The following is a 25,518-nucleotide window of genomic DNA, read 5'->3' as shown; positions in this document are numbered from 1 at the left end:
GTTTTAGGATAAACCGTTCTCAATTTAAAACAAGTATTTTTCATAAATCCATAGAAAGAATGGTGAATGCAAAACCGATTTATCAAAAAAACATAAAACAGATATTAAGTGTATAACTCAAAAAATAAAAATTGGGTTTATCTATTTTTTTGCATTCGGACTAAAGGTTTTGAAAGTACCGTCTTTATAGAAAAAAACTATTTTTTCAATATCTTCTTCAAATAGATTTTTTACTATTTCATTTGAGTGTTTCGATGAAGTTGTTGTTGTTTCTTCGATGCTACTTTTCGAAAATAAATCTTCATTTACTTCAAGTTTAGCCGTTGTAGTGGCAGGAATAGGGTTAAAGTTGGTTGTTGTTTCTAATTCAGTTGGTTTTGAGCTATTTTTAGGAAAGCTGCCTTTACCATTTAAAATCCAATACAAATCGACTTCAGGATACACGTCAAGAATTTTAAGGATAAAATCCAAACTTGGTTTGTTTCTTCCGGAAAGGAGGTGAGACAAACTAGAGCGTTGCACGCCAATTTTATCGGCAAATGCCGAGGCGTTTATACCGTAATAATCCAGTATAATTTCGAGTCTTTTTATAAAATCGTCAGTGTTTACCATTGTAAATTGGAGTTTAAAATACTGTATTTACAAATGTAACCAAAACCAATCAGAATCACAAATTTACAGTTGTAAATCGATGTTAAACATCTTTAATTGTTAATATTAAGGTTTAGTTATTGTTGTTTAAACTCTTGAGATAATGATATTTAGGTATTGTTTTAAAAATGAATGACATTTGTTAACTATCCAGAATTAAGATTATCCTAAAAGACTAGAAAAACTGTTTACAATATTAAAACAATTCAATAAAACTCAGTTTACAAATGTAAAAATAAAGATGTTTACTTTTGTAAATCAAATATATTAGATTATGAATTTAGAGCAGTTGTTTCTTGACAACAAGGAAAAAACGATTGAAGGCAGGTATTTGACATTAGAGTCTATTGAGCCTATTTTGAAAAGAATTAATACAGATAATCAACTTTCGGTTATTGGGAAATCAGTTCAAGGAAGACCTATTTATAAGTATGTTATTGGTACCGGGAAAACTAAAATTTATCTTTGGTCACAAATGCATGGTAACGAAAGTACCACTACAAAAGCATTATTTGACTTTTTGAACGTGTTGCATAATGGTTCTGATTTGGCTAAAGATTTATTGGCCAATTTTACATTTTGCTGTTTACCAATGTTGAATCCTGACGGTGCGACTTTGTATACTCGAGCAAATGCAAATGAAATTGATTTAAATAGAGATTCACAAGATCTTACTCAACCAGAAAGCAAGGTTTTGCGAGCGGTTTTTGAAGATTTTAAACCTGATTTTTGTTATAATCTTCATGATCAGCGTACTATTTTTGGTGTTGCTGACACTGGAAAACCGGCAACTGTATCGTTTTTAGCTCCTTCTTATAATGAAGAAAGAGAAATAAATGATTCGAGACAAAAAGCAATTAACTTGATTGCGGGCATGAATGCGGTTTTACAAGAATTTATTCCTGGTCAAATTGGACGATTTGATGATTCTTTTAATATTAATTGTATTGGAGATACCTTTCAGTATTTAGGTGTACCAACAATTTTGTTTGAGGCTGGGCATTTTTCAGGGGATTACCAAAGAGAGATTACTCGAAAATATGTTTTCATGGCTTTGGTTTCGAGTTTTACAATACTTAGCGAAAACGTTATAGAAGTTAATAGAACGGAGGATTATTTGAATATTCCTCAAAATAAAGTCGTTTTTTATGATTTTATATACAAAAAGATTAAAATAAATTATGACGGTATTGAAAAAATAACGAATTTTGCTGCACAGTATAAGGAAGAGTTAGTTGATGGTGCAATCCATTTTAACGCTTATATTGCAAAGCTTGATGAATTAGAGGGTTTTTTCGGTCATGAAGTATATGATGCCCAGGGAGCTGCTTATGAAGATGAGGAAGGAAATGTTCCAAAACTGGATCAAAAAGCAAATTTTTGTTTAGATAAAAAACTTAAATTTGTTAATGGATTGATAAAAAAGTAATTTTTTGTACGACTTTATCATTTTTATGTATATTTTTATGCTTTAAAATGACAATTAATAATATAATTAGAGAAATATGAGTAAGTTCCGTTTAGATGAAGTAGATCATCAGATATTAGACATGTTGATTGACAATACGAGAGTTCCGTTTACGGATATTGCAAAAAAATTATTGATTTCTGCTGGAACAGTGCATGTTAGAGTAAAGAAGATGGAAGATGCCGGAATCATAATGGGATCTTCACTGGTTCTTGATTATGATAAATTAGGCTATTCTTTTATTGCTTATGTTGGTGTTTTCTTGAATAACACTTCTCAAACTAAATTTGTTTTACAACGCATTAATGAGATTCCATTTGTTACTGTTGCTTCTGTAACTACAGGGAAATTTAATATTTTCTGTAAAATCAGAGCTAAAGATACTAAACATGCTAAGGATGTTATCTTCATGATTGACGATATCGATGGTGTTTACAGAACTGAAACAATGATTTCTCTTGAGGAAAGCATAAACGATAAAAAGCGTTTGATGCATACTATTTTCAAAAACATGTAATTAACTTGAATGCTATGTTTAAAATATTACCTCAAGTTGACTCTTGGGGTTATTTTTTTTCAAACACAACAATACAATAAAATTAACTAAATAATTCAACATAATTTATGTATACGCTCCCTAAAATAGAACGTTTTAAGCAAAATGTACTTTCTAAATATAATATTTACAACAGCGTTTTCATTACTTTACCCTTTGATTCTATAGACAACACAGGTGCTTTACTTCCTTTGTTCACAGATGTTTGTGAAACAGGTTTTAAAAAAATGGAAACACCAAAGGAGATATTTGAATTTTTCTCTAAAAAATATTTACATACTGATGTAGAAGCTGATAACATCGATTTGATGTTTCGTTTTATTCAGTATATCGAACGTCAAATTGTATTGTTTGATGCTATAGAAGATGCTGCATTTCCTATTGTAAATAACATGGAGGGGCGTGGTTCTTTGAGAGATATCAAAGAAAAAGCGGATGCTAGAGGGAAAAACGAAGATTTAGTTGAATTTTTAGAAAATTTTAATGTTAGAACGGTTTTAACAGCGCATCCTACACAATTTTATCCAGGCGCTGTTTTAGGGATTATTAACGATTTGACTCAGGCTATTCGTGATAATAACCTGTTACAAATCAAACAGCTTTTAGCACAATTAGGAAAAACACCATTTATAAAAAACGAAAAGCCAAATCCTTTTGACGAGGCAGTAAGTTTAATTTGGTATTTAGAAAATGTATTTTATGACACCGCTGGTGATATGATGCATTATCTGGAAACTAATATTTCACCTGAGGGGATTAAAAATCCTATTATCCAACTTGGATTTTGGCCAGGAGGAGATAGAGATGGTAATCCATTTGTAACTACAGATATTACTTTAAAAGTGGCTGATCGTTTAAGAACTTCTATTTTGAAATGTTACTATTTCGAAATGAGAAACTTAAAAAGAAAATTAACTTTCCCGGGAGTAGATGTTTTAGTTGCTGAACTTGAAAACAAATTATACCGTTCTGTTTTTTATTCAAGAGGCGAAATTTACATCACTTTAGATGAATTTAAATCACAGTTAAACAAAATAAAAACGATAATTGTTGAGCAACATCAGTCTTTGTATCTTGATGAATTAGAAGCCTTGTTTATCAAATTGAATTTGTTTGGATTCCACTTTGCTACTTTAGATATTCGTCAAAACAGTAAGATTCACGATGCTGTATTTAAAGATGTTTTCGATTATTATTTAGAAAATGGAAAAGATGTTTTCCCTAAAAACTACTATGAATTATCAGAAGCTGAAAAATGTGAGGTTTTAACCAATGCTAAAGGAAATTTGATTCCTTCTGATTTTAAAAACGAAATGACTAAATCGACAATTGAGTCTATTCAAGCCATTAAACAAATTCAGGAAAGCAATGGTGAATTAGGAGCAAATCGTTATATTATTAGTAATAACGAAAATGCAGTGAATGTTTTAGAGACATTTGCTTTGATTCGTTTGAGCGATTGGGAACATCCTTCTGTTGATATTGTGCCTTTATTCGAATCGGTTGACGATTTGCAAAATGCGCATAATGTAATGGAGCAATTGTACACAAACCCTGTTTATGCAGCACATTTGGCTGATAGAGGAATGAAGCAAACTATTATGCTTGGGTTTTCTGATGGTACAAAAGATGGTGGTTATTTAATGGCTAACTGGAGTATTTATCAGGCAAAAGAAGCGCTTACGGCTATTTCCAGAAAATATGGCGTAAAAGTTATCTTTTTTGATGGACGTGGTGGACCACCTGCTCGTGGAGGAGGAAAAACACATAAATTCTATGCTTCTTTAGGGCCAAACATTGAAAATAAAGAAATTCAGGTAACTGTTCAAGGACAAACCATTAGTTCTAATTTCGGAACTTTAGATTCTTGTCGTCATAACTTAGAGAATTTATTAAGTGCTGGTGTTACAAATCATGTGTTTAATAAAGAATTGAATAAATTATCTGATGATGATAAAGCGGTGATGAACCAATTATCTGATTTAGGATATAAAAAATATTTAAGTTTTAAGAATCATGATAAATTCATTCCGTATTTAGAGAAAATGAGTACGTTGAAATATTATGCAAAAACTAATATTGGAAGCCGTCCTTCTAAAAGAAGTAAATCTGAAAAACTAGATTTTAAAGATTTAAGAGCAATTCCGTTTGTAGGTTCCTGGAGTCAATTGAAACAAAACGTTCCTGGATTTTATGGTGTAGGTACAGCTTTGAAATATTTTGAGGATTCAAACCAGTGGGATAAGGTTCAGGATTTATATGATAGTTCAATGTTCTTTAAAACTTTGTTAGAGAACAGTATGATGTCATTGGCAAAATCATTCTTCCCATTAACAGCTTACATGAAAAACGATCCTGAATTTGGAGAGTTTTGGCAAAATATCTACGATGAATTTTTGGAAACCAAAAGATTATTGTTGAAAATTGCTGGTCATCAACAATTGATGGAAAATTATCCTGACGGAATGGCTTCAATTCAAATTAGAGAGCGTATTGTATTGCCTTTGTTGACTATTCAACAATATGCTTTGTTGCGAATCAACGAATTAAATAAAGAGAGTGTTCCAGATGATAAATTGATCAAAGTGTACGAGAAAATCGTAATGCGTTCTTTATTTGGAAACACTAATGCAAGTAGAAATTCAGCTTAATATTCGATTATGAAGGCTACAGTTGTCCCGGAAAACGAGTATTCCGTGTTTAATGCTACTTATATAAAAGCAGCAGGAGATGGAGATTTATATGAAGATTTAGAAATAAGTCTTCATGATTTTATTCGTTTTGTTCAGGATATTCCAATGGATAAATTTGATTATCGTTATGCCGAAGGCAAATGGACAATCAAAGAAATTATTCAGCATATCATTGATACCGAACGTGTTTTTGCTTATCGTGCTTTGCGAATTTCAAGAAATGACAAAACGCCATTGCCGGGATTTGATGAAAATGCTTTTGCTTTAAATACGGATGCTAATAGTAGACATTTACAAGGATTATTAACTGAATTGTCAATTGTTCGTCAAAGTACCTTGGCGCTTTTTAAGAGTTTTTCAGAAGAACAATTAAGAAGAATTGGAACTGCTTCTAATCATGAAATTTCAGTGCGAGCGATAGGTTTCATAATCATTGGACATCAAAAGCATCATCAAAAAGTTTTTCAGGAAAGATACCTCTAAACTAATAAAAACAAGTAGACCAAATTTTTAACTTGTTATCAAAAGACATCGTATTAGCGGGACTTGTAGAAGGCATTACATAATAAGTAATGCCTTTTATTTGCCCGAAATTTTTAATAAAATAGCGGTGACTTTCTTTTCCGTTAAAGATGATTTTTTTAATATTTGGATATTGTTTGAATAGGTTTTCAAAATCATTTGGCTTATGATTTTTGATGTGGATGTCTAAACTTCCTTTGCGTTCACAATTTTCTATAACATCCCAAATTCCAATTTTATTCGTTTGTAATAGTTTTATTTTTTCTTCGAAAACAGTAGCAACTGGCGGTTTATCAAGTATAGCGTAAATTATTTTCCAGAAATGATTGTGTGGATGCGCATAATATTCTTGTTTTTCTAATGACGCAATTCCGGGCATGGTTCCTAGAATTATAATTTCGGTTTCGGAGTTGACAAAAGGAGCAAAGGAATAAATCATAGTTTCTAGATAGTATTTTCTTCTTTCTCAAGAATTGCTAAAGCTAGTCTTATTTTTTCATAAGCTACTTTTTCTTCGAAATAATCAAAATAAGGTTTTAAAGCAGCGGGTTTCTCTAGTTTTATTCGAGCTGCAGCTATTAAATTGACTTCTTCTTCTGAAACAAATTGGTGCAAATCAATTGAAGCTCCGTCTAAATATAGCTTTGCCAAATGTGACATAATAGTTCCTAAGCCTAATTTTCGTTTTACCGCAATTTCTTCGGTAGAAAATCCTTCCTGATACAAAGCTAAAGTTTCTTTGTAGGTGCTGGATTCTTTTTTAGATTTTACTTTTTTGTCTTTTTGAAAAGCAATTATGGTTTTGATAAACGTATCACCATATTTTTCTAATTTGGCTTTTCCTACACCGTCAATGGCAATCAATTCTTCTTCACTCATTGGACGATTAATTTCCATTTGGCGTAAAGCAGCATCGCTAAAAATTACATAAGCGGGAACATCTTCTTCTTTCGCTAGTTCATAACGCAATTTGCGTAAGCTTTCAAACAATGAATTGGCTACTACTTTTGTTTTAGTTTCCTTGGCTTCAGTTTTGTTGGTATTTGCTTTTTGTACGGTGTTGAGTTGTACTTTTTCGTTTTCAAATAGTACTTTCTTGGCTAAAGGCGTAAGTTTGATTTTATTTTGCTGGTGAAAAGCAATTTCGCAATACCCCAAATTAATTAATTGAATCAGGTATTGATTCCAGTCGTGCCAAGAGGTTTCACTGCCTACGCCGTATGTTTTTAAGTTTTGATATTCTTTTTCGTAAATGTAGGCGTTTTTAGAGCCTCGTAAAAAATCAACAATTACGGCTAATGGTTCTGATTCCTGAAGTCTAATAATAGCCGAAAGTGCTTTTTGGGCAATGATGGTTCCATCAAAAAAGGCAGGTGGATTTTTGCAAATATCACAGTTGCCACAATTTTCGGTTACAATTTCGCCAAAATAAGAAAGCAATATTTTTCTGCGACAACTCAGTGCATCGGTATATTGCTTCATTCTTTCGAGCTTTGCCAATTGGATTTCAGAATTTTGCCCTTGCGAAGCAAATTTTTGCAACTGAATCAAATCGCCATAACTTTCGAATAAAATGGTTTCCGAATTCAATCCATCGCGACCAGCACGACCAATTTCCTGGTAATAGCCTTCAATATTCTTAGGTAGGTTGTAATGAATCACCCAGCGAACATTCGATTTGTCAATTCCCATTCCAAAAGCAATGGTAGCGCAAACCACCTGACATTGGTCGTTAATAAATTCGTCTTGCGTTTTAGAACGAAGTTCGCTATCTAAACCAGCATGGTAAGCTTTGGCATTGATTCCGGTTTTACTGAGCTTTTCCGCAAGCTCTTCGGTTGTTTTTCGACTAAGACAATAAATAATACCGGAATCGCTTGGCTTTGATTCGATAAAATCAATAATTTGTTTGACTCTGTCTAAGGCAGGACGTACTTCTAAGCTTAGATTTTTTCGATCAAAAGAAGAAATGAAAATTGCTGGTTTTCGTAAGTTTAATTGATTGCTAATATCTTGACGTGTAGCTTTATCGGCAGTAGCAGTTAAAGCAAGAATTGGAGTAGTAGGGAAGCGATTTTTTAGATAACCTAAATTAGTATAAGCAGGTCTAAAGTCATGTCCCCAAGATGAAATACAATGGGCTTCGTCAATAGCAATTAAGCTTATCGTAAGGACGCTAAAAGCATTGTCGAGATAGGATAAACTTTCGGGTGCAATGTAAACTAATTTTACTTTGTTGTTTTTTAGGTTTTCAATATGTTGTTGCTGTTCGGCTTCTGTTTGTGTACTGTTGATAAAACAAGCCGCAATTCCGTTAGCTTTTAAACTATCTACCTGATCTTTCATTAACGCAATAAGCGGCGAAATCACAATAGTAATTCCGGGAAACAATAATGCTGGTAATTGAAAACAAATTGATTTTCCTCCACCTGTAGGCATGATGGCTAAAGTATCATTGCCGTTTAATATGGTATTTATAATTTCTTCCTGATTGCTTCTGAATTTTTCAAATCCAAAATTTTCTTTAAGTGTAGTATGTAATATTGAGGAAGTAATCATTTTGAGAATGCTAATTAGGAATTTTGTTGTTGTATTAGAGTAATAAAAAAAGGAACTCTTTTGTGAGTTCCTTTTTTATGTTGTTATGAATTAATCTTCATCATCTTCGTCTTCGTCGTCTGCAATGTCTTTGTCATTACCATCTCCATCTTCATCATCTTCATCTAGCTCTGGCTTATCAATATTATCATCTTCATCATCGTCATCACTAATATCGTCATCCAGATCCAAACCTTTTATAGGAAGAATTGGTTCGATTTCATCATCAATTTCGTCATCTTCGTCATAATTCTCAATTCTATCAGCAAGCTTAGTACTAATTTTTACTAAATAAATAGTATCTTCAGTACGAACTTCGACAGCTTCTATTAATTCGTTTTTAGCATTTCTAAAACGGATAACATCTTCGTCATCATATCCATCAGGAAATTTTTCAACTAATAAGTTTAAAATTTCATTTGTCAGCTTAGCGTACTCAACAATAACTCTTCTCATAAAAATGGTATTATAAATCTAATAAATAAGCAAAAATTAATGGTGCTACAATAGTAGCATCTGATTCAATGATAAACTTAGGTGTTTTTATGTCTAATTTTCCCCAAGTGATTTTTTCGTTTGGAACAGCTCCAGAATACGAACCATAACTGGTTGTAGAATCTGAAATTTGGCAGAAATAACTCCAAAACGGAATGTCGTGCATTTCCATATCCTGGTATAACATTGGAACAACACAAATAGGGAAGTCTCCTGCGATACCACCACCAATTTGGAAAAATCCAATACCATTACTACTGTTTTTTGGATACCAATCAGCTAAGAAAGTCATGTATTCGATACCGGACTTCATAGTTGATGCTTTCAATTCTCCTTTGATAACATAAGAAGCAAAAATATTCCCCATAGTACTGTCTTCCCATCCAGGAACAATAATAGGTAAATTTTTCTCAGCTGCAGCATACATCCAGCTATCTTTTAAGTCAATTTCGTAATATTCTTCCAATACTCCAGAAAGAAGCATTTTATACATGAATTCATGAGGGAAATAACGCTCTCCTTTATCATCAGCATCTTTCCATATTTTGTAGATGTGTTTTTGTAATCTACGGAAAGCCTCATGCTCAGGAATACAAGTATCTGTTACACGATTTAATCCTCTTTCAAGTAAAGCCCATTCGTCTTCCGGGGTTAGATCACGGTAGTTAGACACTCTTTCGTAATGAGAGTGTGCTACTAAGTTCATGATATCTTCTTCAAGGTTTGCTCCTGTACAAGAGATAATTTGAACTTTGTCCTGACGAATAATTTCGGCGAAGATTTTTCCAATTTCTGCTGTACTCATAGCACCAGCCATACTTACCATCATTTTAGCACCATTGGCTAATTGTTGCTCGTAAGCTTTTGCGGCATCGACTAAAGATGCAGAATTGAAATGTAAATAATGCTTTTCAATAAACTGACTGATCGGTCCTTTACTCATTTTAAGGGGTTTAAATATTTTGTAAATTTATGTGTATTTGAATCTAAATGCGTTCAAATATAATGAAATTATAAATCTACTAATTGTGTGTTTTGTTAATTATTTTTTGTTGTAACCTAAAATTTTTAATACGTCTTCAGAGGTTTGTTGTTCCGAAAATACTTCTGTAGCTAAAATACCATTTTCGTCTCTATCTATTAAGATATGTTTGGGTTGTGGTATTAAACAGTGGTGTAGTCCACCGTATCCTCCAATGGTTTCCTGGTAAGCACCAGTATTGAAAAAACCAATATATAGTGGTTTTTCTTTGTTATATTTTGGTAAATAAATGGCATTCATGTTTTGCTCCGAGTTGTAGTAGTCATCACTATCACAAGTAAGACCTCCTAATAATACTCTTTCGTAAGTGTCATTCCAACGGTTTACGGCTAACATGATAAAACGCTTGTTTATAGCCCAGGTATCTGGCAAAGTGGTAATGAATGAAGAATCAATCATATTCCATTTTTCTCTGTCGTTTTGTTGTTTTTGATAAAGAACCTGATAAATCGCTCCGCCGCTTTCACCTACAGTAAATGATCCAAATTCAGTAAAAATATGAGGAACATCTACTTCGGCTTCGTCACAGGCAATTTTGATTTGATTGATGATTTCGTCAATCATGTATTGGTAATCGTATTCGAATGCTAAAGAGTTTTTTATTGGAAAACCTCCTCCGATATTCAAACCATCCAGGGTAGGACATTCTTTTTTAAGAGCAATGTACACTTTGATACACTTTACCAATTCGTTCCAATAATAAGCTGTATCGTTGATTCCGGTATTGATAAAGAAGTGAAGCATTTTCAACTCTAATTTATCGTTTTCCTGAATTTGTTTTTTATAAAAAGAAACAATGTTTTTGTAACCAATTCCTAGTCTTGAAGTATAGAACTCAAATTTAGGTTCTTCTTCGGCAGCGATACGGATACCGATTTTGAATTTTCCTTTAATTTCCGATTGAAGTAAATCTAATTCTTCATAGTTGTCAATAATTGGAATAGTATTTTTATGTCCGTTATTGATTAAACGGGCAATGTTTTCGATGTATTGATCTCTTTTGAAACCGTTACATAAAATATAAGTGCTTTTGTTGATTTTGCCATTTTCTAAAAGGTTCTCAACAATATTAATGTCAAATGCAGATGAAGTTTCAACATGGATATTGTTTTTAAAAGCTTCATTCATAACAAACTCAAAATGAGAACTTTTTGTGCAATAACAATAATAGTATTTTCCCTCATATTTGTTTTTTTCCATCGCTTTACGAAACCAGCTTTTGGCTTTGCTGATGTTGTTAGAAATCTGAGGTAAATAAGTAAATTTTAAAGGAGTACCATACTTTTCAACCAATTTCATCAAATCGATATTGTGAAAATGAAGATTGTCTTTGTTCAGTTTGAATTCTTCCTGAGGGAAATAGTATGTTTGATTTATTAAGTCAGAATATTTTGTATTCATTAGATTTTTAGAGTTTTAGTTTTTTTATAGATTAACGATATAGTTATTAAGCTATAATTCAAACTCTAATATTTGCATATATAATTTGCAATTTTTCGTTTTCTACTTTTAGGTATTGAAAAATATCAAAATTAAATGGACTAATCACTAAATTAAAACGCTTCAATATTCCTAAGAAAGAATCATTGTTAACGTTCTGATTTGAGTTATAATTTCTTTGTTTTTGATCTTTTTTCATTGCGGCAAATGTAAAAAATAAAATATAAGTGATGCAATCCTTTTGTATAAAAAAAACAGTTAAGATTTGTAATCTTCAAAGGCTTCAAGAATTAATTCATTCTCAACAGCTTGATTGATTTTTATCTTTCCAATACCTTCAATTAATGCAAACTGAATGCTTCCGTATTCATTTTTTTTGTCGTGTATTAACAAATCCATGATAGGTTCAATGTCTTCTTCTTCAAAAATGATTTCTTCGTAAATTGACTTTAATACATTTTTGATTTGAACATATTCTTCCTTAGAAATTAATCCTTTGTTTAAAGAGATGTAACTTTCAAGAATCATTCCCACAGCAATTGCTTCTCCATGGAGTAGGGTAGTTTTTGTTTCGCTTTCCAGAAAATAACCTTCAATGGCGTGACCTAAAGTATGTCCAAAATTCAAAGCTTTTCGAATGTTTTTTTCGGTTGGATCTTGTTTTACAATTTCATTTTTAATTTCTACTGATCTGTAAATCAATTGGTCAAGTGTGTTGAAATCAATAGTTGAAATATCCAGAAATTCTTCCCAGTATTTTTTATCGTAGATTAAACCGTGTTTTAACATTTCGGCAAGTCCTGAACGCATTTCGTTTTGAGGAACCGTTTCTAAATATTGAGTGTCAATAAGAACCATATTTGGCACATTTATAACACCTATTTGGTTTTTTAAATTCCCTAAATCCACTCCGTTTTTCCCACCTACCGAAGCATCTACCATCGAAAGCAAAGTAGTAGGAATGTGAATAAAATCAACGCCACGTTTGAAAGTAGAAGCTACAAAACCACCAAGATCAGTAACAACACCACCTCCAAGGTTCAATACCAGACTTTTTCTATCGCCTCCAAGTTCAGTAAGTACTTTCCAAATTTCAACACAGGTTTCAATATTTTTATTCTCTTCACCTGCTTCAAATTCGATAATTTCAACATTTAAATCGGTTTCGATGTAAGGCAATAATTTTGATAAACAAAACTCATTAGTATTACTGTCTACAATTATAAAAATGTTAGAATATTTATTCTCAGTTAGATGAAGATTTAAAGCTTCATATCCTTTTTCGTTAAAATAGATTGGGTAGTTATTGGCTTGAATTGTTTGCATCGTCATTAATTAATTTGAAATGCAAAATAAGGTAATTTCTAGTAATTAATGTTCATAACTCTGGCTATATTTGTTTTAAATAGCGAAAAAAATGAAAAAGATATTCGATAATACCCAAATCGCTTTTGCTTTAAAAAGTAATAGCCAATTGAATGCATCTTATTTTCTTTTTAAAATAATGGCTCTGAAACCATTGGTCAAAATAGGAACGAAAATTATCAGCCTGGCTTTGCAATTGAATTTACCAGTCGAAAATTTAATTCGAAAAAGCATCTTTAATCAATTTTGCGGAGGAATTAACGAAGAAGATTGTCTTAAAGTAGTCGATATTCTTGATACGAAAGGCGTTTCGTCTGTTTTAGATTATGCGGTGGAAGGGAAGGCAAGTGAAAGCGAATTTGATAATGCGCTCCAAAAAATGCTCAAAATAATCGAATTTGCCAAAGAACGTCAGGCAATTCCTTTCGCAGTTTTCAAACCTACAAGTTTTGGACGCATTGATTTATATGAAAAAATAGGGAATAAGGAAGTTTTAAATTATATAGAACAAGAAGAATGGAGTAGTGTAGAAGCTCGTTTTGATTGGATTTGTAATGCAGCTTTTCAAAAAAGTGTTCCTATTTTAATTGATGCCGAAGAAAGTTGGATGCAAACTGCCGCTGACAAATTGATTCTCGAAATGATGCGTAAATACAATAAAGAAAAAGTCATTGTTTATAGTACTTTGCAAATGTATCGTCAGGATCGAATGGATTATTTGAAAATTTTATACCAAACAGCTCAAGCAGAAGGTTTTTTTATCGGAATTAAACTGGTTCGAGGCGCTTATATGGAAAAGGAAAACGATCGCGCCGAAGAAGATAATTATCCATCACCTATTTTTTCCAGCAAACCAGAAACCGATCAAAATTATGATGCCGCTTTGCAGTATATTATCAATAATTTAGATGTTTTTTCTCTTTTTGCAGGGACACATAATGAAGCAAGTGCGTATTATTTGATGGAATTAATGCAAGAAAAAAACATTGCCACTAATGATGTTCGAATTTGGTTTGGACAATTGTATGGTATGAGCGATACTATGAGTTTTAATTTGGCAGCCAATGGATATAATGTTGCTAAATACCTTCCTTTTGGACCAGTTAAAGAAGTAGTTCCTTATTTAATTCGTCGTGCTCAGGAAAATACTGCTGTTGCTGGACAAACGAGTCGCGAATTAGAAATGATTATAAAAGAACGTCAGCGAAGAAAACGTGCTTAGCTACTCTAAAAATTTTGCTTTTAATTCAGCTGTTGGAATCATACACTGTTCTTTTTTGCCATACCATTTATAGCGGTTTTTAGCGATATAATCGTAAATGGAGTCGTTGATTCTTTTTGGAAAAAAGTTAAAACCAGCCAGAAAACCATAAAATCCGCCCAATTGAGAAGCTATTTTCAAAGCAGCTTCCGATTTGTAGTAATACGCAATTCCGGGTTCGTACAAGATGATGCTATCAGTTGCTTTTTGGTTTACACCAATATAATCACAAATTTCCTGACCAAAACCAGATTGCAATGCCACGAAACGAAACACATCTTTTTTATCGTGCTTTATAATAAACTGCACTGCCGAATCGCATAAATTGCAAACACCGTCAAAGAGAATTATTTTTTTGTTTTTGGGTAATTTTGCGAGGAACGACTTGTCCGTCGTGGCGGAAGCAATCTCATTAGGTGTTTCCATTTCAGTATGTATTATTCAGTCATTATATCTTTAATTTTGATGTAGTTTGTCATTCCGAGGAACGAGGAATCTCCGCAAGTAACTCCATGATCAAATTCAAATATCTTTTTTATTCAGTTTGCGGAATATCTAATGGAGATTCCTCGTTCCTCGGAATGACAAAATTGTGTGATTGCTTCGTTCCTCGCAATGACTCAGAACACTGTTCACTGGAAACTGATTACTTCTTCACTGCTTCCACCAAGTCCAATTCATCCAAATTTACCTTAGAAGTAAAAATACCATAATTGACTGTTGCTTTGTTTTTTTCAATAGAATCAATACTTCCTACCGCTTTTCCATCCAACATTCGCACGCGATCACCCACTTTTAAAATAGGTTTCGGTTTTTCGATAACAGGTTTTAATTTCTTTTCTTTTTTCTCTTTTCGAATTTCTTCTACTTGGACTGTAACTTCAGCAATAACTTCTTTTTTCTTCTCAATTATAGCTTTGCTTTCTTTTGGAGTCGCTTTTTTACGTTTCGAATTTTCGATTTCAACTATTTTCAAAAACTCGCCAATCAATTCCTTTTTGTTTTTATTATTGAAATATTTCTCAGCAATATCTTCTATTTTTTGGCCAATGTAAATCGTTTTCTGATTGCTGTCGTATAATTCCTGATAGCTTTCCAGTTTTTGTTTGATTTTTACATTGATGTTTTCCATCTTTTTACCTTCTTCACGCGCTCTGGTTTCTTCTTCTTTCAGGTTTTGAGAAGTTTTCTCGAGTTTAGAACGCTCTTTTTGTAAGGTGGCAATGGTTTTATCAAAACGGACTTTACCCACTTCAATTTTCTTTTTGGCACGATTGATTAAGCCAAACGGAATTCCGTTTTTCTGTGCTACTTCAAAAGTAAACGAGCTTCCCGCTTGTCCTAAAGCCAATTTGTACATGGGTTCCAATGATTTTTCGTCAAACATCATGTTGGCATTGATAGCAAAAGGCAATTCGTTAGCCAAAATTTTTAAATTCGAATAATGGGTTGTGATGATTCCAAAAGCTTCCCGGTGATAGAATTCCTCTAAGAAAATTTCTGCCAAGGCTCCTCCTAATTCAGGATCAGAACCAGTACCAAATTCGTCAATCAAAAACATCGTTTTACTGTTACACTTCTTCAAGAAGTAGTTCATGTTCTTTAATCGGTAACTGTAGGTACTTAAATGATTTTCAATAGATTGGTTGTCTCCAATATCGGTTAATATTCTGTCGAATAAAAAAGTTTCGGATCGTTCATGAACCGGAATCAACATTCCCGATTGCAACATCAATTGGAGTAATCCCACCGTTTTTAACGAAATGGTTTTTCCTCCGGCATTAGGTCCCGAAATAACAATAATTCGGTTTTCTTGTTGCAATTCGATCGTTTGCGGATAAGTAACTTCCTTTTTTTGTTTGTTGGTTAAATACAAAATAGGATGGAAGGCGTCTCTAAAATACAAACGACGTTCCTCAGTAATGGCAGGTAAAATCCCATTGATTCTTTCGGCATATTTTGCTTTGGCAGCAATTACATCAACATCACTTAAAAATTCCTGATATTCTTTTAATGTTGGCAAAAATGGACGAATAGCATTCGATAATTGCTTTAAAATACGCGTGATTTCTTCCTTTTCTTCGTATTCTAAATTGCTTAATTCCCTGGAATATTTCAGTGTCATTTCAGGCTCGATGTAAGCAATACTTCCTGTTTTAGAACTTCCTAAAATAGTCCCTCTTACTTTTCGACGATACATCGATAATACCGCTAAAACACGACGATTTTGCACAAAACTTTCTTTGATATCGTCCAAATAACCTAAGCCATTGTATTGGGTTAAAGCAATGCCAAAACTCTGATTTACTTTCCCACGAACCAAGTTCATATTTCTACGAATGTCTAATAAAACAGGAGAAGCATTGTCTTTTATTTCGCCATATTTATCGACAACGGTATCAATAAGAGTTACAATTTCCTTAGTAAGTTCAACGCGTGAAGCTCTGGCGTTGATATTTGGATAGTAATCGTCAAATTTTCTCAAGAAATTCAACAAGAAATTTACTGTTGAAGACAGAGTTGCAATTTTTCTAAAACTGCCTACTTCAAGAAAACTGTCTTCGATGGCCAGAAATTTTATTTCGTATGTTATCGCATCAAAACCGTGATTTGGAATCGCATTATTATTTTGAAAAGAAGACACGTACTCCGAAGTTTGCAGCAAAGCTTGCATTAAACTTTCCTTGTCTCTAAAAGGTGTAATTTCTAGTGCTTTTTCTTTTCCAATTTCGGTATTACAAATCTCAGAAATGGTTTCGAGAATCGTTGGAAATTGAAGGTCTTGTAATGTTTTTTCGGTGATGGATATCATTCTTTTTGAGTGCTTCTTTTTATGCAAAAATAGTTAATACTAAAGACTCTTTCGCAGAGATTCAATTAAAAATTGAGTTTACTCTGTGTATCTTTGCGGAACAAATTAAAGAAAAGATGCAAATTCCCTTAAATCCTGATTGGCAAACCATTTTGTCTGAAGAATTACAAAAACCTTATTTTAATGATTTATTACAAGAAGTAGAAAAAGAGTATCAGGAGTTGGTGTGTTTTCCACCAAAAGACTTGATTTTTTCAGCATTTAATTATTGCAGTTTCAAAGAGGTAAAAGTGGTAATTATTGGTCAGGATCCCTATCATGGAGAAGGAGAGGCGAATGGTTTGTGTTTTTCGGTGAATGATGAAGTGAAAATTCCGCCTTCATTACGCAATATTTTTAGGGAAATAAATGATGATTTGGATTCTATTTTTTTTCCAACAAGCGGAAATTTAGAACATTGGGCAAAACAAGGTGTTTTGTTATTGAATGCCGCGCTTACGGTTAGAAAAGACAGCCCAAATAGTCACAAACATTTGAAATGGAATTTGTTTACCGATGCGGTGATTCAAAAAATTTCAGATGAAAAAGAAAATGTGGTATTTTTACTTTGGGGCGCTTTTGCACAGAAAAAAGGAAGCAAAATTGATAGAAGTAAACATTTGGTTTTAGAATCAGGGCATCCTTCGCCTATGAGTGCAAATCAAGGAAAATGGTTTGGGAACAAACATTTTAGTCAAACCAATCAATATTTGAAAGCAAATAATAAATCAGAAATTGATTGGATTTTATAGTTTTAAAGCCTGTTTAAAATTGTTATACCACAACGATTGGACTATGTTGTATTTTTATTGGGTATTAATTGAATTTTAGAGAGTGAAAAACGGGCTGCATTTGTTCTTTTAGTGTTTGTTGATCATTGGCTAAATAAAAATAATACGCATCTGCAATATCGTCTTTATGTATTGCTACCATAAAGCAGTATTTGTAATCCTGTCCAAATTCCTTTCCGGCTTCAACCATTGTGATCGCTCCCCAATCAGCATTAAATTCAGCTTTAACTGCTTCCGGCGGGAAGGTTGAAGAGCCTTTAAGCATTTTACCTCCTGAAATGTTGAAAGCAATTGCGACGAAAGAACCTTGATAAAGTTTATTTGGACTTAGATTTACTTCACCCGGTTTTTTGTTTTTTTCTTTTTCATAATAGTCTTTTAATCTATCATCTAGTGAACGAAGTGCAAATCTCACTTCAAAATTCTTTTCAACATGTTTGATAGCAAAATCATAATTCATTTGCATGTTAGAGATTATTGGCACTTCCTTAAAGTCTTTTGGCATTTCAAAGTTCATCTTAGCTTTAAGTAATTTTTCTTGAAATGCTGATGTTGTTTTTTCGGTAGTGAATGAAGTAAGAACAAGTAGAAAAAATCCTATTGCTAATGATGTAATTTTTTTCATAATCAATTTATTAATATTGGTGGAAACTAATAAATAACTTCATACTCTAAAAACGAGGTTTTGAATTATTCTTCTCAAATATAAAATAAATTATTTGTTTTTGTAGGTTATTTACTTGTTTTATTGTTTTGTTCGGATGTTATAAAAAAGAAAACCATTTAAATTTCAAAAAGAAACTTAAATGGCTTATATGATACAAAGCAAAATTGTATAAAAGCTATTTTTTAATAATATTTTCCAGGATTGCTTTATTCTCTTCGTTTTTTACTGTTAATATAATTTCTACATTTTTAGCTGTTTTTCCTTCGATTACATAAAGTTTTGTTTTTTTTCCAAAGTCGGTATCGCTTTTATCAAAATCAACATCACCAAATTCTAAACTTTTTCTAACATCAGCTGTATCAACCCATTTCTCGGCTAAAACCTGAGTTGCTTTTGCAGAATATTCAAAAGGTTTGTTTCTAATATCGTTTAAAACTCGTGCATTTGGAAAATAATTACAGCGGGTATCTTTTCCACTAAAAACAAGAGCTACAAAAAAGCAGCCTAATACTAAGCCTACTAAATAGTAGGAAAAACGTTGTACAAACTTCATGGATTTATTTTTTTGGCAAAGGTAATTGAAAGTTTACTTAAAACACAATTAAATTGATGTCGTTGTTAGGCAAATCAAACCAGTCGCCAATGGCTCTATTGGTAAGAATTCCATGGTAAGTATAAATACCATTTTTCAAACCTTTATCACAACGAATGGCACTTTCCAGTCCACCATCTTCGGCAATTTTCAATAAATAAGGAGTGATAATATTACTAATAGAAAGCGAGGCTGTCTTAGAATATCGGGAAGGAATATTAGGAACGCAATAATGCAGAATATTGTTTTTTACAAACGTAGGTTTTTCGTGTGTGGTTACTTCAGAAGTTTCAAAACAACCGCCAGTATCAATGCTGACATCGACAATTACAGCTCCTTTTTTCATGTGTTCCACCATAGTTTCGGTAACTACAATTGGGCAGCGTTCTATGCCTCGTATAGCACCAATGGCTACATCACAACGTCTTAGTGCCTTCATTAAGGCTTTAGGTTGAATGGTCGAAGTAAAAATGCGTTGGCTTAAACTATTTTGCAGTCGTCTTAGTTTGGTAATCGAATTATCGAAAACTTTGACATTAGCTCCTAATCCAATAGCCGTTTTTGCAGCAAATTCTCCAGCTGTTCCTGCGCCTAAAATAACAACTTCAGTAGGAGGAACGCCTGTAATATTTCCAAATAAAAGTCCTTTTCCATGGGTATTGGCAATCATTAATTCGGCAGCAATCAAAATGGAAGCGGTTCCTGCAATTTCGCTTAACGATTTTACAACAGGGTAAGTTTCATCAACATCTTTAAGGTATTCAAAAGCGAGTGCAGTGATTTTTTTCTTAGTTAAGGCTTCGAAATAATCTTTTTTCTTGGTTTTTAATTGGATTGCCGAAATTAGAATCGTTTGATTATTCATCATCTTGATTTCGGCTACAGTAGGCGGTTCTACTTTTAAAATCATTGGACAACCAAAAACTTTTTGAGTGTCTTTCGTTACTTCGGCACCAGCTTCAGAATATTCTTTATCCGAATAACTAGCACTTTCTCCCGCTCCTGATTCTATCATCACACGATGACCATGACATACTAACGAGCTCACAGCATCTGGTGTTAAACAAATGCGACGTTCTTGATAGCTAGTCTCTTTAGGAATACCAATAAATAGTTCGCCTTTTTTTCTAGCTACTTCCAGCTTCTCTTCTTGAGGTAATAACTGTTGTTTGGTAAATGGAGTTATAGATATTGACATCGTTTTTGGTACAATTAAAAAGTAAAATTACGTAAAAAGATTAAAAAAATAAGCTTTCTGTTTTGATAAAATACAAATGTGTTTAATTATTAACATTAAGTTGTATTTTTTAAGTTTTTATAGAAATAATTTGGAAGTGTTTTCGGAATTTGACTTCTTAATAAAACTTATAAATTACTGATAATCAGTTTTTAATAAAATATTTTTTGCTGTTAGTTTAATTTTAAAAGACGTTTTCCATCAGCTAAAACTTCAATTGTAATGGTCGAATGTGTTTCGGGAATAAGACTAGTAATGTTTTCAGCCCATTCGATAAAACACCAATTTCCGGAATACAAATAATCATCAACTCCCATGTCTAGTGCTTCGACTTCATTTTTCAATCGGTAAAAATCAAAATGATAAACTGTTTGATTGTCTGTAGTTTCGTATTCGTTAACTAAAGAAAAAGAGGGACTACTGGTTGCTTCGGTCACGCCCAAAGTTTTACATAATTGTTTGATAAAAGTAGTTTTTCCAGCGCCCATTTCGCCATTAAAAAGTACTACTTTATTGGGTTGAGCCGCTACAATCAATTCGGCAACATTGTTTATTTCGCTTAATGAAAAGGTGATTTCCATAATTTTTAGTGTTCAGTAATCAGTATTTAATAATCAGTGTTTTGTGTTTACTATTAAACTTAACACTGATTACTGAATTACTTTTTATTTCGGATTAAATATCAAACAAGGAATAATCATTTCTTCCAGAGAAATTCCGCCATGTTGATAGGTGTTTTTATAATAACTCACATAATGATTGTAGTTGTTGACATAAGCCAAAAACAAATCATTTTTTGCAAAAATATAAGAACTACTCATATTAATAGCAGGTAAGCCAATTTTTTTTGGGTCTTTTACCGCATAAACATCTTTGCTTTCATACGTAAGACTGCGCCCTGTTTTGTAGCGTAAATTCAAACTGGTGTTTTTATCACCCACTACTTTTGATGGATTTTTGACGTTGATTGTTCCGTGATCGGTAGTTAAAATCAATTTGAAACCTAGTTTTTGAGCTTGCTGAATGATTTCTAACAAAGGCGAATTTTTGAACCAGCTCAATGTTAACGAACGATAGGCTTTATCATCGGCAGCGAGTTCTTTTACCACATCCATTTCGGTTTTGGCATGCGAAAGCATATCCACAAAATTGTAGACGATGGTAACCAAATCATTTTCTTTTAAAGCTCTAAAACTTTCTACGAGTTTTTTACCCGAAGCTAAATTGGTAATCTTGAAATAATCTTCTTTGATGTTTAAACCTAAACGTTTTAATTGCGCCGAAAGGAATTCAGCTTCAAATAAGTTTTTCCCACCTTCTTCAGGATCATTTTTCCAATATTCAGGATGTTTTTTTTCCATTTCTACAGGCAATAAACCGGAGAAAATAGCATTTCTGGCATATTGAGTTGCAGTAGGCAAAATAGAGTAGTAGGGTACTTCTTTTTCCAGTTTGTAATAATCGGCTACCACGCTTTCAAAGGATTTCCATTGGTCGTAACGCAAATTATCAATGACCACAAACAATACCGGTCTTTCTTTTTTCTTGAGTTCTGGAACGACTAATTCCTTGAATAAAGTGTGCGACTGAATGGGTTTATCGGCTTTAGGTTCAAACCAATCTTCGTAATTACGCTCAATGAATTTTCCAAACTGCGAGTTGGCTTCTACTTTTTGTGATTCCAGTATTTCAATCATACCCTGATCGTTGATATCTTCGAGTTGGAGTTCCCAAAACAATAGTTTTTTATACAATTCGATCCAATCCTCGTAGCTGTTTACCATGCCCATTTCCATCGCAATTTTGCGGAATTCCTTTTGGTAATCTAAAGTGGTCTTTTGAGAAATCAGTTTCGAATTATCCAAATTCTTCTTTAAACTCAGTAAAATTTGGTTTGGATTCACTGGTTTTATCAGGTAATCGGCAATTTTAGCGCCAATGGCTTCCTCCATGATGTATTCTTCCTCACTTTTGGTAATCATAATCATCGGAATAGCACTTTTTTTCTCTTTCATTTCCGAAAGGGTTTCCAAGCCGCTCATTCCGGGCATATTTTCGTCTAAGAAAACAATATCAAAGTTCTCGTTTTCAAATATTTCAATAGCATCAAGTCCATTATTGCAGGTAGTAACTTCGTAATTTTTTTTCTCTAAAAAAAGAATGTGTGGTTTTAGATAATCAATCTCATCGTCAACCCAAAGTATTTTTATCTTGTCCATATGTATGTAAATAGTAATCGAATGAATAGTTTATTTGAACGTGAAAAACTCTAGTTCATTGTGCAAATTACTGTTTTTATATACTCCAAGTTGCTAATATTATGATAAAATTTCTTTCTTTGGTTTTTGATAAAAAGTCCTTGGCGTACAGTATTCATAAAACAGAAGGCAGATTAGAGAGAGAATATAGAAAAGTGATAATAGAATATAGCGAAACAGAGAATTAATAATTAATTTAGTATTATTGATAACTCTTATGTTTTGTATTTGCAAAATTATCCTACATTTACTTATTGAAATTTAAATAAAAAATATGAGAAAAATAGTAATTATAGCTGTATTTATTATTACGAATTCTTTGTTTGCTCAAAAAAATAAAGCTTTTCATCCTGAGTTGTTTAATCAGGAAGTAATGATTAAAATAGCTAAGCTTGAGAAAACACATCCAGTATCTTTTTTTGAAGAAGCAGGGAAATATTATAAAAATGGCAATGTAAATGAATCGGCTTTATTGTTTTATGTTGGTCAGTTAAGATATAGGTATTACATTTTAGCTCATCCGGATACAAAACCAGATGGAGATAAAGCAATATTTGCTTCTTTAACTAACGTTTTAGGGCAAGAAATAAATTATAAATTAGGCGAAAATGTAGAAAACTATATTAAAATTGTGGAAGCAACTATCGATTATAGTAAGCAAAGTGATTATCAATTTTATTCTATAAAAGAGAGTCCTGTAAATTATGAAAAGGTAATTAATGGATTAATAGGTTTGAAAAATCATCTCGTTGCGAATAAAGAACAATTTATAGCAAAGAGAAAAGAAAACGCCAAGAAATAAATTATGAAATATGTACTAATTATACATGAAGTTGCGGATTATAGTGCTTGGAAAAAAGTTTTTGATACTGCTTCAAAAATAAGGAAAGAGGCAGGTGAATTGTCCTATCAAGTTTTAAATTACGAGAAGGATTCTAATAAAATTGTACATTTTTCTAAATGGACTTCACATCAAGATGCTAAGAACTTTTTTGAGTCTCCTAAACTAGTGCGAATTAGAGAAGAAGCAGGAGTTAAGTCACCTGATTTTATTTATTTGGATGAACTTGAAGTTGGTATTTTATAAATTTTATAAGATTAATTTCAAGTAGATGAAAATGGAAAATAAACACTAAACGTAATAAAAAATGAAACCAAGAATCACCACACTTTCAGAGAAAAAACTAATTGGTTGCAAGCAAAATATGAATTATGCGGCTTACAATCCTGCGTTGTTATGGCAAAGTTTTATGCCTATAAAAAAGGAAATTGTAAATACAGTAAGTGCTGATTTGTTTTCGGTACAGCAATTTCCAGAAGGCTATTGGGGGAATTTTAATCCTAATACTGCGTTTGAAAAATGGGCTGCAGTTGAAGTAACTGATTTTGATAGTATTCCAGCGAATATGAATTTGTTAGTGATTCCGAGTGGTTGGTATGCCGTTTTTGATTATAAAGGTGATGGGAGTGATGCTCCGGCCTTTTTTGAATCCATCTTTGGCACTTGGTTTCCTAATTCGGCTTACGTAGTGGATGACAGACCACATTTTGAAATTTTAGGCAGTAAATACAAGAAAGGAGATCCTAATTCGGAAGAGGAGGTTTGGATTCCTGTTAGACTGAAATAATCTTCTATTTTTTTAGAACACAGATTAAAGAAATTTTTAAAAATTAAAACGGATTTCTTCAATCTGTGTTCAAAATTTAATATGACTTTTTTAAAAGAATAGTTTATTTTATCTTCTAAATTAAGTATGAAAATAGCAGTCATAATGAATGAAAAAGAACGTTTAAAAGAACTTGCCCAACTTTTTTTAAAATTAGGAATTATCGGATTTGGTGGCCCTGCGGTACATTTAGCAATGATGCAAAACGAAGTGGTCGTAAAACGAAAATGGCTTGATGAGCAACATTTTCTGGATTTATTAGGCGCGACTTATTTAATTCCGGGACCTAACAGTACCGAAATGGCGATTCATATTGGTCATGAAAGAGCAGGAGTGAAGGGGTTGATAGTAGCTGGGCTTTGTTTTATTCTTCCTGCGGTAATTTTGACGGGATTTTTTGCCTGGCTCTATAAAGAATACGGACAATTACCAGAAATTCAACCTTTTTTATACGGAATCAAACCGGCTATTATTGCTATTATTTTGGGTGCTATTTTTCCATTGGCAAAAAAATCGTGGAAAACAATTCAATTAGGAATTATTGGAGCCGTTGTTTTGTTACTTTCATTATTACACTATAACGAAATCGCCTTGCTTTTTGGAGCTGGTTTTTTATCCTTATTTTGGTTTTCCATAAAAAACAGAAATTCATTAAAAAGCAACTGGATTCCGCTTAGTCTTTTGCCTGTTTCAAAAACTACTTTGGCAGCAGCCAGTAATTGGAATTTATTTCTAATATTTTTTAAAATCGGTGCCATCTTGTATGGAAGCGGCTATGTATTATTTGCTTTTTTGGATGCTGAATTGGTTGCCAAAGGTTTGCTTAGCCGCACCGAATTAATTGACGCCATTGCTGTGGGACAATTTACTCCGGGACCGGTTTTTTCTTCGGTGACTTTTGTAGGCTATCAAATCAATGGAATTTCGGGTGCTCTGGTTGCTACTGTGGCGGTGTTTTTGCCTTCTTTTATTTTTGTAGCCTTGTTGAATCCTTTAGTCAAAAAGCTCCGTAATTCAACATCTTTTTCGGTATTTCTGGATGCAGTTAATGTGGCTTCGGTAGCTATAATTATTTCGATTTGTATTCAAATGGGAAGAGACACCATCAGCGATTGGCATACTATTTTGATTGCCTTTGTGAGTATTTTGATTGCTTTTAATTATAAAAAGGTAAACAGTGCTTTCATTGTTATTGGAGGTGCTTTTCTAGGTTATTTATTGACATTTATTTGATTTATTTTATTGAGTTAGTCATTTAGTTTCTGTATTTTTATGTCTTTAAAAACAGTCGTTATGGAAGTATTTGAAGGACAAAGCATACTAAACTTTATAAAAGAATTGCCAAATGATGAAGCTTGCAAAGC

The 25,518-nt window shown here is 32.7% G+C and carries 24 protein-coding genes and 1 pseudogene; 11 read left to right on the top strand and 14 right to left on the bottom strand.

Annotation, left to right across the window (positions count from 1 at the left end; translation table 11 throughout):
• A pseudogene (locus tag GTZ96_RS16915) lies at positions 1–116 on the top strand (IS1595 family transposase); the annotation flags it as partial.
• 25 nt (positions 117–141) lie between these two features.
• Here GTZ96_RS16915 and GTZ96_RS16910 read toward each other — a convergent pair.
• Positions 142–612, bottom strand: a complete 471-nt coding sequence (locus tag GTZ96_RS16910; protein WP_161645086.1) for a helix-turn-helix domain-containing protein — start codon at positions 610–612, stop codon at positions 142–144.
• 313 nt (positions 613–925) lie between these two features.
• Between GTZ96_RS16910 and GTZ96_RS16905 the strand changes: the two genes are divergently transcribed.
• The 4 genes from GTZ96_RS16905 to GTZ96_RS16890 all read left to right on the top strand — a co-directional run bounded on the left by GTZ96_RS16905 (position 926) and on the right by GTZ96_RS16890 (position 5,851).
• The gene (locus GTZ96_RS16905) at positions 926–2,080 is read left to right on the top strand and encodes a M14 family metallopeptidase (RefSeq protein WP_161645085.1); all 1,155 of its coding nucleotides are present in this window, start codon (positions 926–928) and stop codon (positions 2,078–2,080) included.
• A 76-nt stretch (positions 2,081–2,156) separates the two neighbouring features.
• Entirely contained in the window at positions 2,157–2,636 is a 480-nt protein-coding gene (locus tag GTZ96_RS16900) for an Lrp/AsnC family transcriptional regulator (protein ID WP_007139244.1), read from the top strand.
• A gap of 107 nt (positions 2,637–2,743) precedes the next feature.
• Positions 2,744–5,326 carry a phosphoenolpyruvate carboxylase gene (locus GTZ96_RS16895; protein WP_161645084.1) on the top strand — a complete coding sequence of 861 codons (2,583 nt, stop codon included), beginning with the start codon at positions 2,744–2,746 and terminating at the stop codon, positions 5,324–5,326.
• Positions 5,327–5,335: 9 nt separating this feature from the next.
• On the top strand, positions 5,336–5,851 hold the full coding sequence (locus GTZ96_RS16890; RefSeq protein ID WP_161645083.1) for a DinB family protein: 516 nt from the start codon (positions 5,336–5,338) through the stop codon (positions 5,849–5,851).
• Between the two features lies 1 nt (position 5,852).
• Here the strand turns inward: GTZ96_RS16890 and GTZ96_RS16885 are convergent, their stop codons facing one another.
• The 6 genes from GTZ96_RS16885 to aroB form a co-directional block, all read right to left on the bottom strand.
• Positions 5,853–6,329, bottom strand: a complete 477-nt coding sequence (locus tag GTZ96_RS16885) for a DNA-deoxyinosine glycosylase (protein ID WP_161645082.1) — start codon at positions 6,327–6,329, stop codon at positions 5,853–5,855.
• Between the two features lie 5 nt (positions 6,330–6,334).
• Positions 6,335–8,449 (bottom strand): DNA helicase RecQ, encoded by a 2,115-nt coding sequence (gene recQ / locus GTZ96_RS16880; RefSeq protein ID WP_161645081.1) that lies wholly within the window; start codon positions 8,447–8,449, stop codon positions 6,335–6,337.
• Positions 8,450–8,539: 90 nt separating this feature from the next.
• Complete coding sequence (locus tag GTZ96_RS16875) at positions 8,540–8,944, bottom strand: DNA primase (RefSeq protein WP_161645080.1); 405 nt, start codon at positions 8,942–8,944, stop codon at positions 8,540–8,542.
• A 10-nt stretch (positions 8,945–8,954) separates the two neighbouring features.
• The gene (locus GTZ96_RS16870) at positions 8,955–9,926 is read right to left on the bottom strand and encodes a deoxyhypusine synthase family protein (protein ID WP_161645079.1); all 972 of its coding nucleotides are present in this window, start codon (positions 9,924–9,926) and stop codon (positions 8,955–8,957) included.
• Between the two features lie 99 nt (positions 9,927–10,025).
• Positions 10,026–11,426, bottom strand: a complete 1,401-nt coding sequence (locus tag GTZ96_RS16865; RefSeq protein ID WP_161645078.1) for a type III PLP-dependent enzyme domain-containing protein — start codon at positions 11,424–11,426, stop codon at positions 10,026–10,028.
• 297 nt (positions 11,427–11,723) lie between these two features.
• On the bottom strand, positions 11,724–12,791 hold the full coding sequence (aroB, locus tag GTZ96_RS16860) for a 3-dehydroquinate synthase (protein ID WP_161645090.1): 1,068 nt from the start codon (positions 12,789–12,791) through the stop codon (positions 11,724–11,726).
• A 91-nt stretch (positions 12,792–12,882) separates the two neighbouring features.
• Here aroB and GTZ96_RS16855 point away from each other — a divergent pair, with 91 nt between their 5' ends.
• Complete coding sequence (locus GTZ96_RS16855) at positions 12,883–14,052, top strand: proline dehydrogenase family protein (protein ID WP_161645076.1); 1,170 nt, start codon at positions 12,883–12,885, stop codon at positions 14,050–14,052.
• On the opposite strand, the gene GTZ96_RS16850 is transcribed toward GTZ96_RS16855, so the two are convergent.
• Together GTZ96_RS16850 and GTZ96_RS16845 are read right to left on the bottom strand one after the other, a co-directional pair.
• Entirely contained in the window at positions 14,053–14,517 is a 465-nt protein-coding gene (locus GTZ96_RS16850; protein ID WP_161645075.1) for a thiol-disulfide oxidoreductase DCC family protein, read from the bottom strand.
• Between the two features lie 220 nt (positions 14,518–14,737).
• The gene (locus tag GTZ96_RS16845) at positions 14,738–16,903 is read right to left on the bottom strand and encodes an endonuclease MutS2 (RefSeq protein WP_161645074.1); all 2,166 of its coding nucleotides are present in this window, start codon (positions 16,901–16,903) and stop codon (positions 14,738–14,740) included.
• A 116-nt stretch (positions 16,904–17,019) separates the two neighbouring features.
• Between GTZ96_RS16845 and ung the strand changes: the two genes are divergently transcribed.
• Positions 17,020–17,694, top strand: coding sequence for a uracil-DNA glycosylase (gene ung / locus GTZ96_RS16840; protein WP_161645089.1), 675 nt, complete (start codon positions 17,020–17,022; stop codon positions 17,692–17,694).
• Positions 17,695–17,758: 64 nt separating this feature from the next.
• Here ung and GTZ96_RS16835 read toward each other — a convergent pair whose 3' ends face one another.
• From GTZ96_RS16835 to porX, 5 genes are all read right to left on the bottom strand, one after another.
• A complete protein-coding gene (locus GTZ96_RS16835; RefSeq protein WP_161645073.1) occupies positions 17,759–18,358 on the bottom strand; it encodes a hypothetical protein in 600 nt (199 codons plus the stop codon).
• Positions 18,359–18,575: 217 nt separating this feature from the next.
• Positions 18,576–18,953 carry a DUF4258 domain-containing protein gene (locus tag GTZ96_RS16830; protein ID WP_161645072.1) on the bottom strand — a complete coding sequence of 126 codons (378 nt, stop codon included), beginning with the start codon at positions 18,951–18,953 and terminating at the stop codon, positions 18,576–18,578.
• Between the two features lie 37 nt (positions 18,954–18,990).
• Entirely contained in the window at positions 18,991–20,190 is a 1,200-nt protein-coding gene (locus GTZ96_RS16825) for an alanine dehydrogenase (protein ID WP_181033222.1), read from the bottom strand.
• A gap of 212 nt (positions 20,191–20,402) precedes the next feature.
• Positions 20,403–20,810, bottom strand: coding sequence for a tRNA (adenosine(37)-N6)-threonylcarbamoyltransferase complex ATPase subunit type 1 TsaE (tsaE, locus tag GTZ96_RS16820; RefSeq protein ID WP_161645071.1), 408 nt, complete (start codon positions 20,808–20,810; stop codon positions 20,403–20,405).
• Between the two features lie 84 nt (positions 20,811–20,894).
• Entirely contained in the window at positions 20,895–22,448 is a 1,554-nt protein-coding gene (porX, locus tag GTZ96_RS16815; RefSeq protein WP_161645070.1) for a T9SS response regulator signal transducer PorX, read from the bottom strand.
• Between the two features lie 313 nt (positions 22,449–22,761).
• On the opposite strand from porX, the gene GTZ96_RS16810 reads away from it, so the two are divergent.
• The 4 genes from GTZ96_RS16810 (at position 22,762) to chrA (ending at position 25,387) form a co-directional block, all read left to right on the top strand.
• Positions 22,762–23,289, top strand: coding sequence for a hypothetical protein (locus tag GTZ96_RS16810; RefSeq protein ID WP_161645069.1), 528 nt, complete (start codon positions 22,762–22,764; stop codon positions 23,287–23,289).
• A 3-nt stretch (positions 23,290–23,292) separates the two neighbouring features.
• Complete coding sequence (locus GTZ96_RS16805; RefSeq protein WP_161645068.1) at positions 23,293–23,574, top strand: antibiotic biosynthesis monooxygenase; 282 nt, start codon at positions 23,293–23,295, stop codon at positions 23,572–23,574.
• Between the two features lie 61 nt (positions 23,575–23,635).
• Positions 23,636–24,115, top strand: a complete 480-nt coding sequence (locus GTZ96_RS16800) for a GyrI-like domain-containing protein (protein ID WP_161645067.1) — start codon at positions 23,636–23,638, stop codon at positions 24,113–24,115.
• Positions 24,116–24,259: 144 nt separating this feature from the next.
• Positions 24,260–25,387: a chromate efflux transporter gene (chrA, locus tag GTZ96_RS16795; RefSeq protein WP_161645087.1), complete on the top strand. Its 1,128-nt coding sequence runs from the start codon at positions 24,260–24,262 to the stop codon at positions 25,385–25,387.
• Positions 25,388–25,518 lie beyond the last annotated feature (131 nt).

The sequence above is a fragment of the Flavobacterium undicola genome, assembly GCF_009909155.2.
GTDB classification, from domain to species: Bacteria; Bacteroidota; Bacteroidia; order Flavobacteriales; family Flavobacteriaceae; genus Flavobacterium; species Flavobacterium undicola.
Note: the sequence above shows the minus strand (reverse complement) of the source record. Positions and strands in the feature narration are given on the sequence as shown.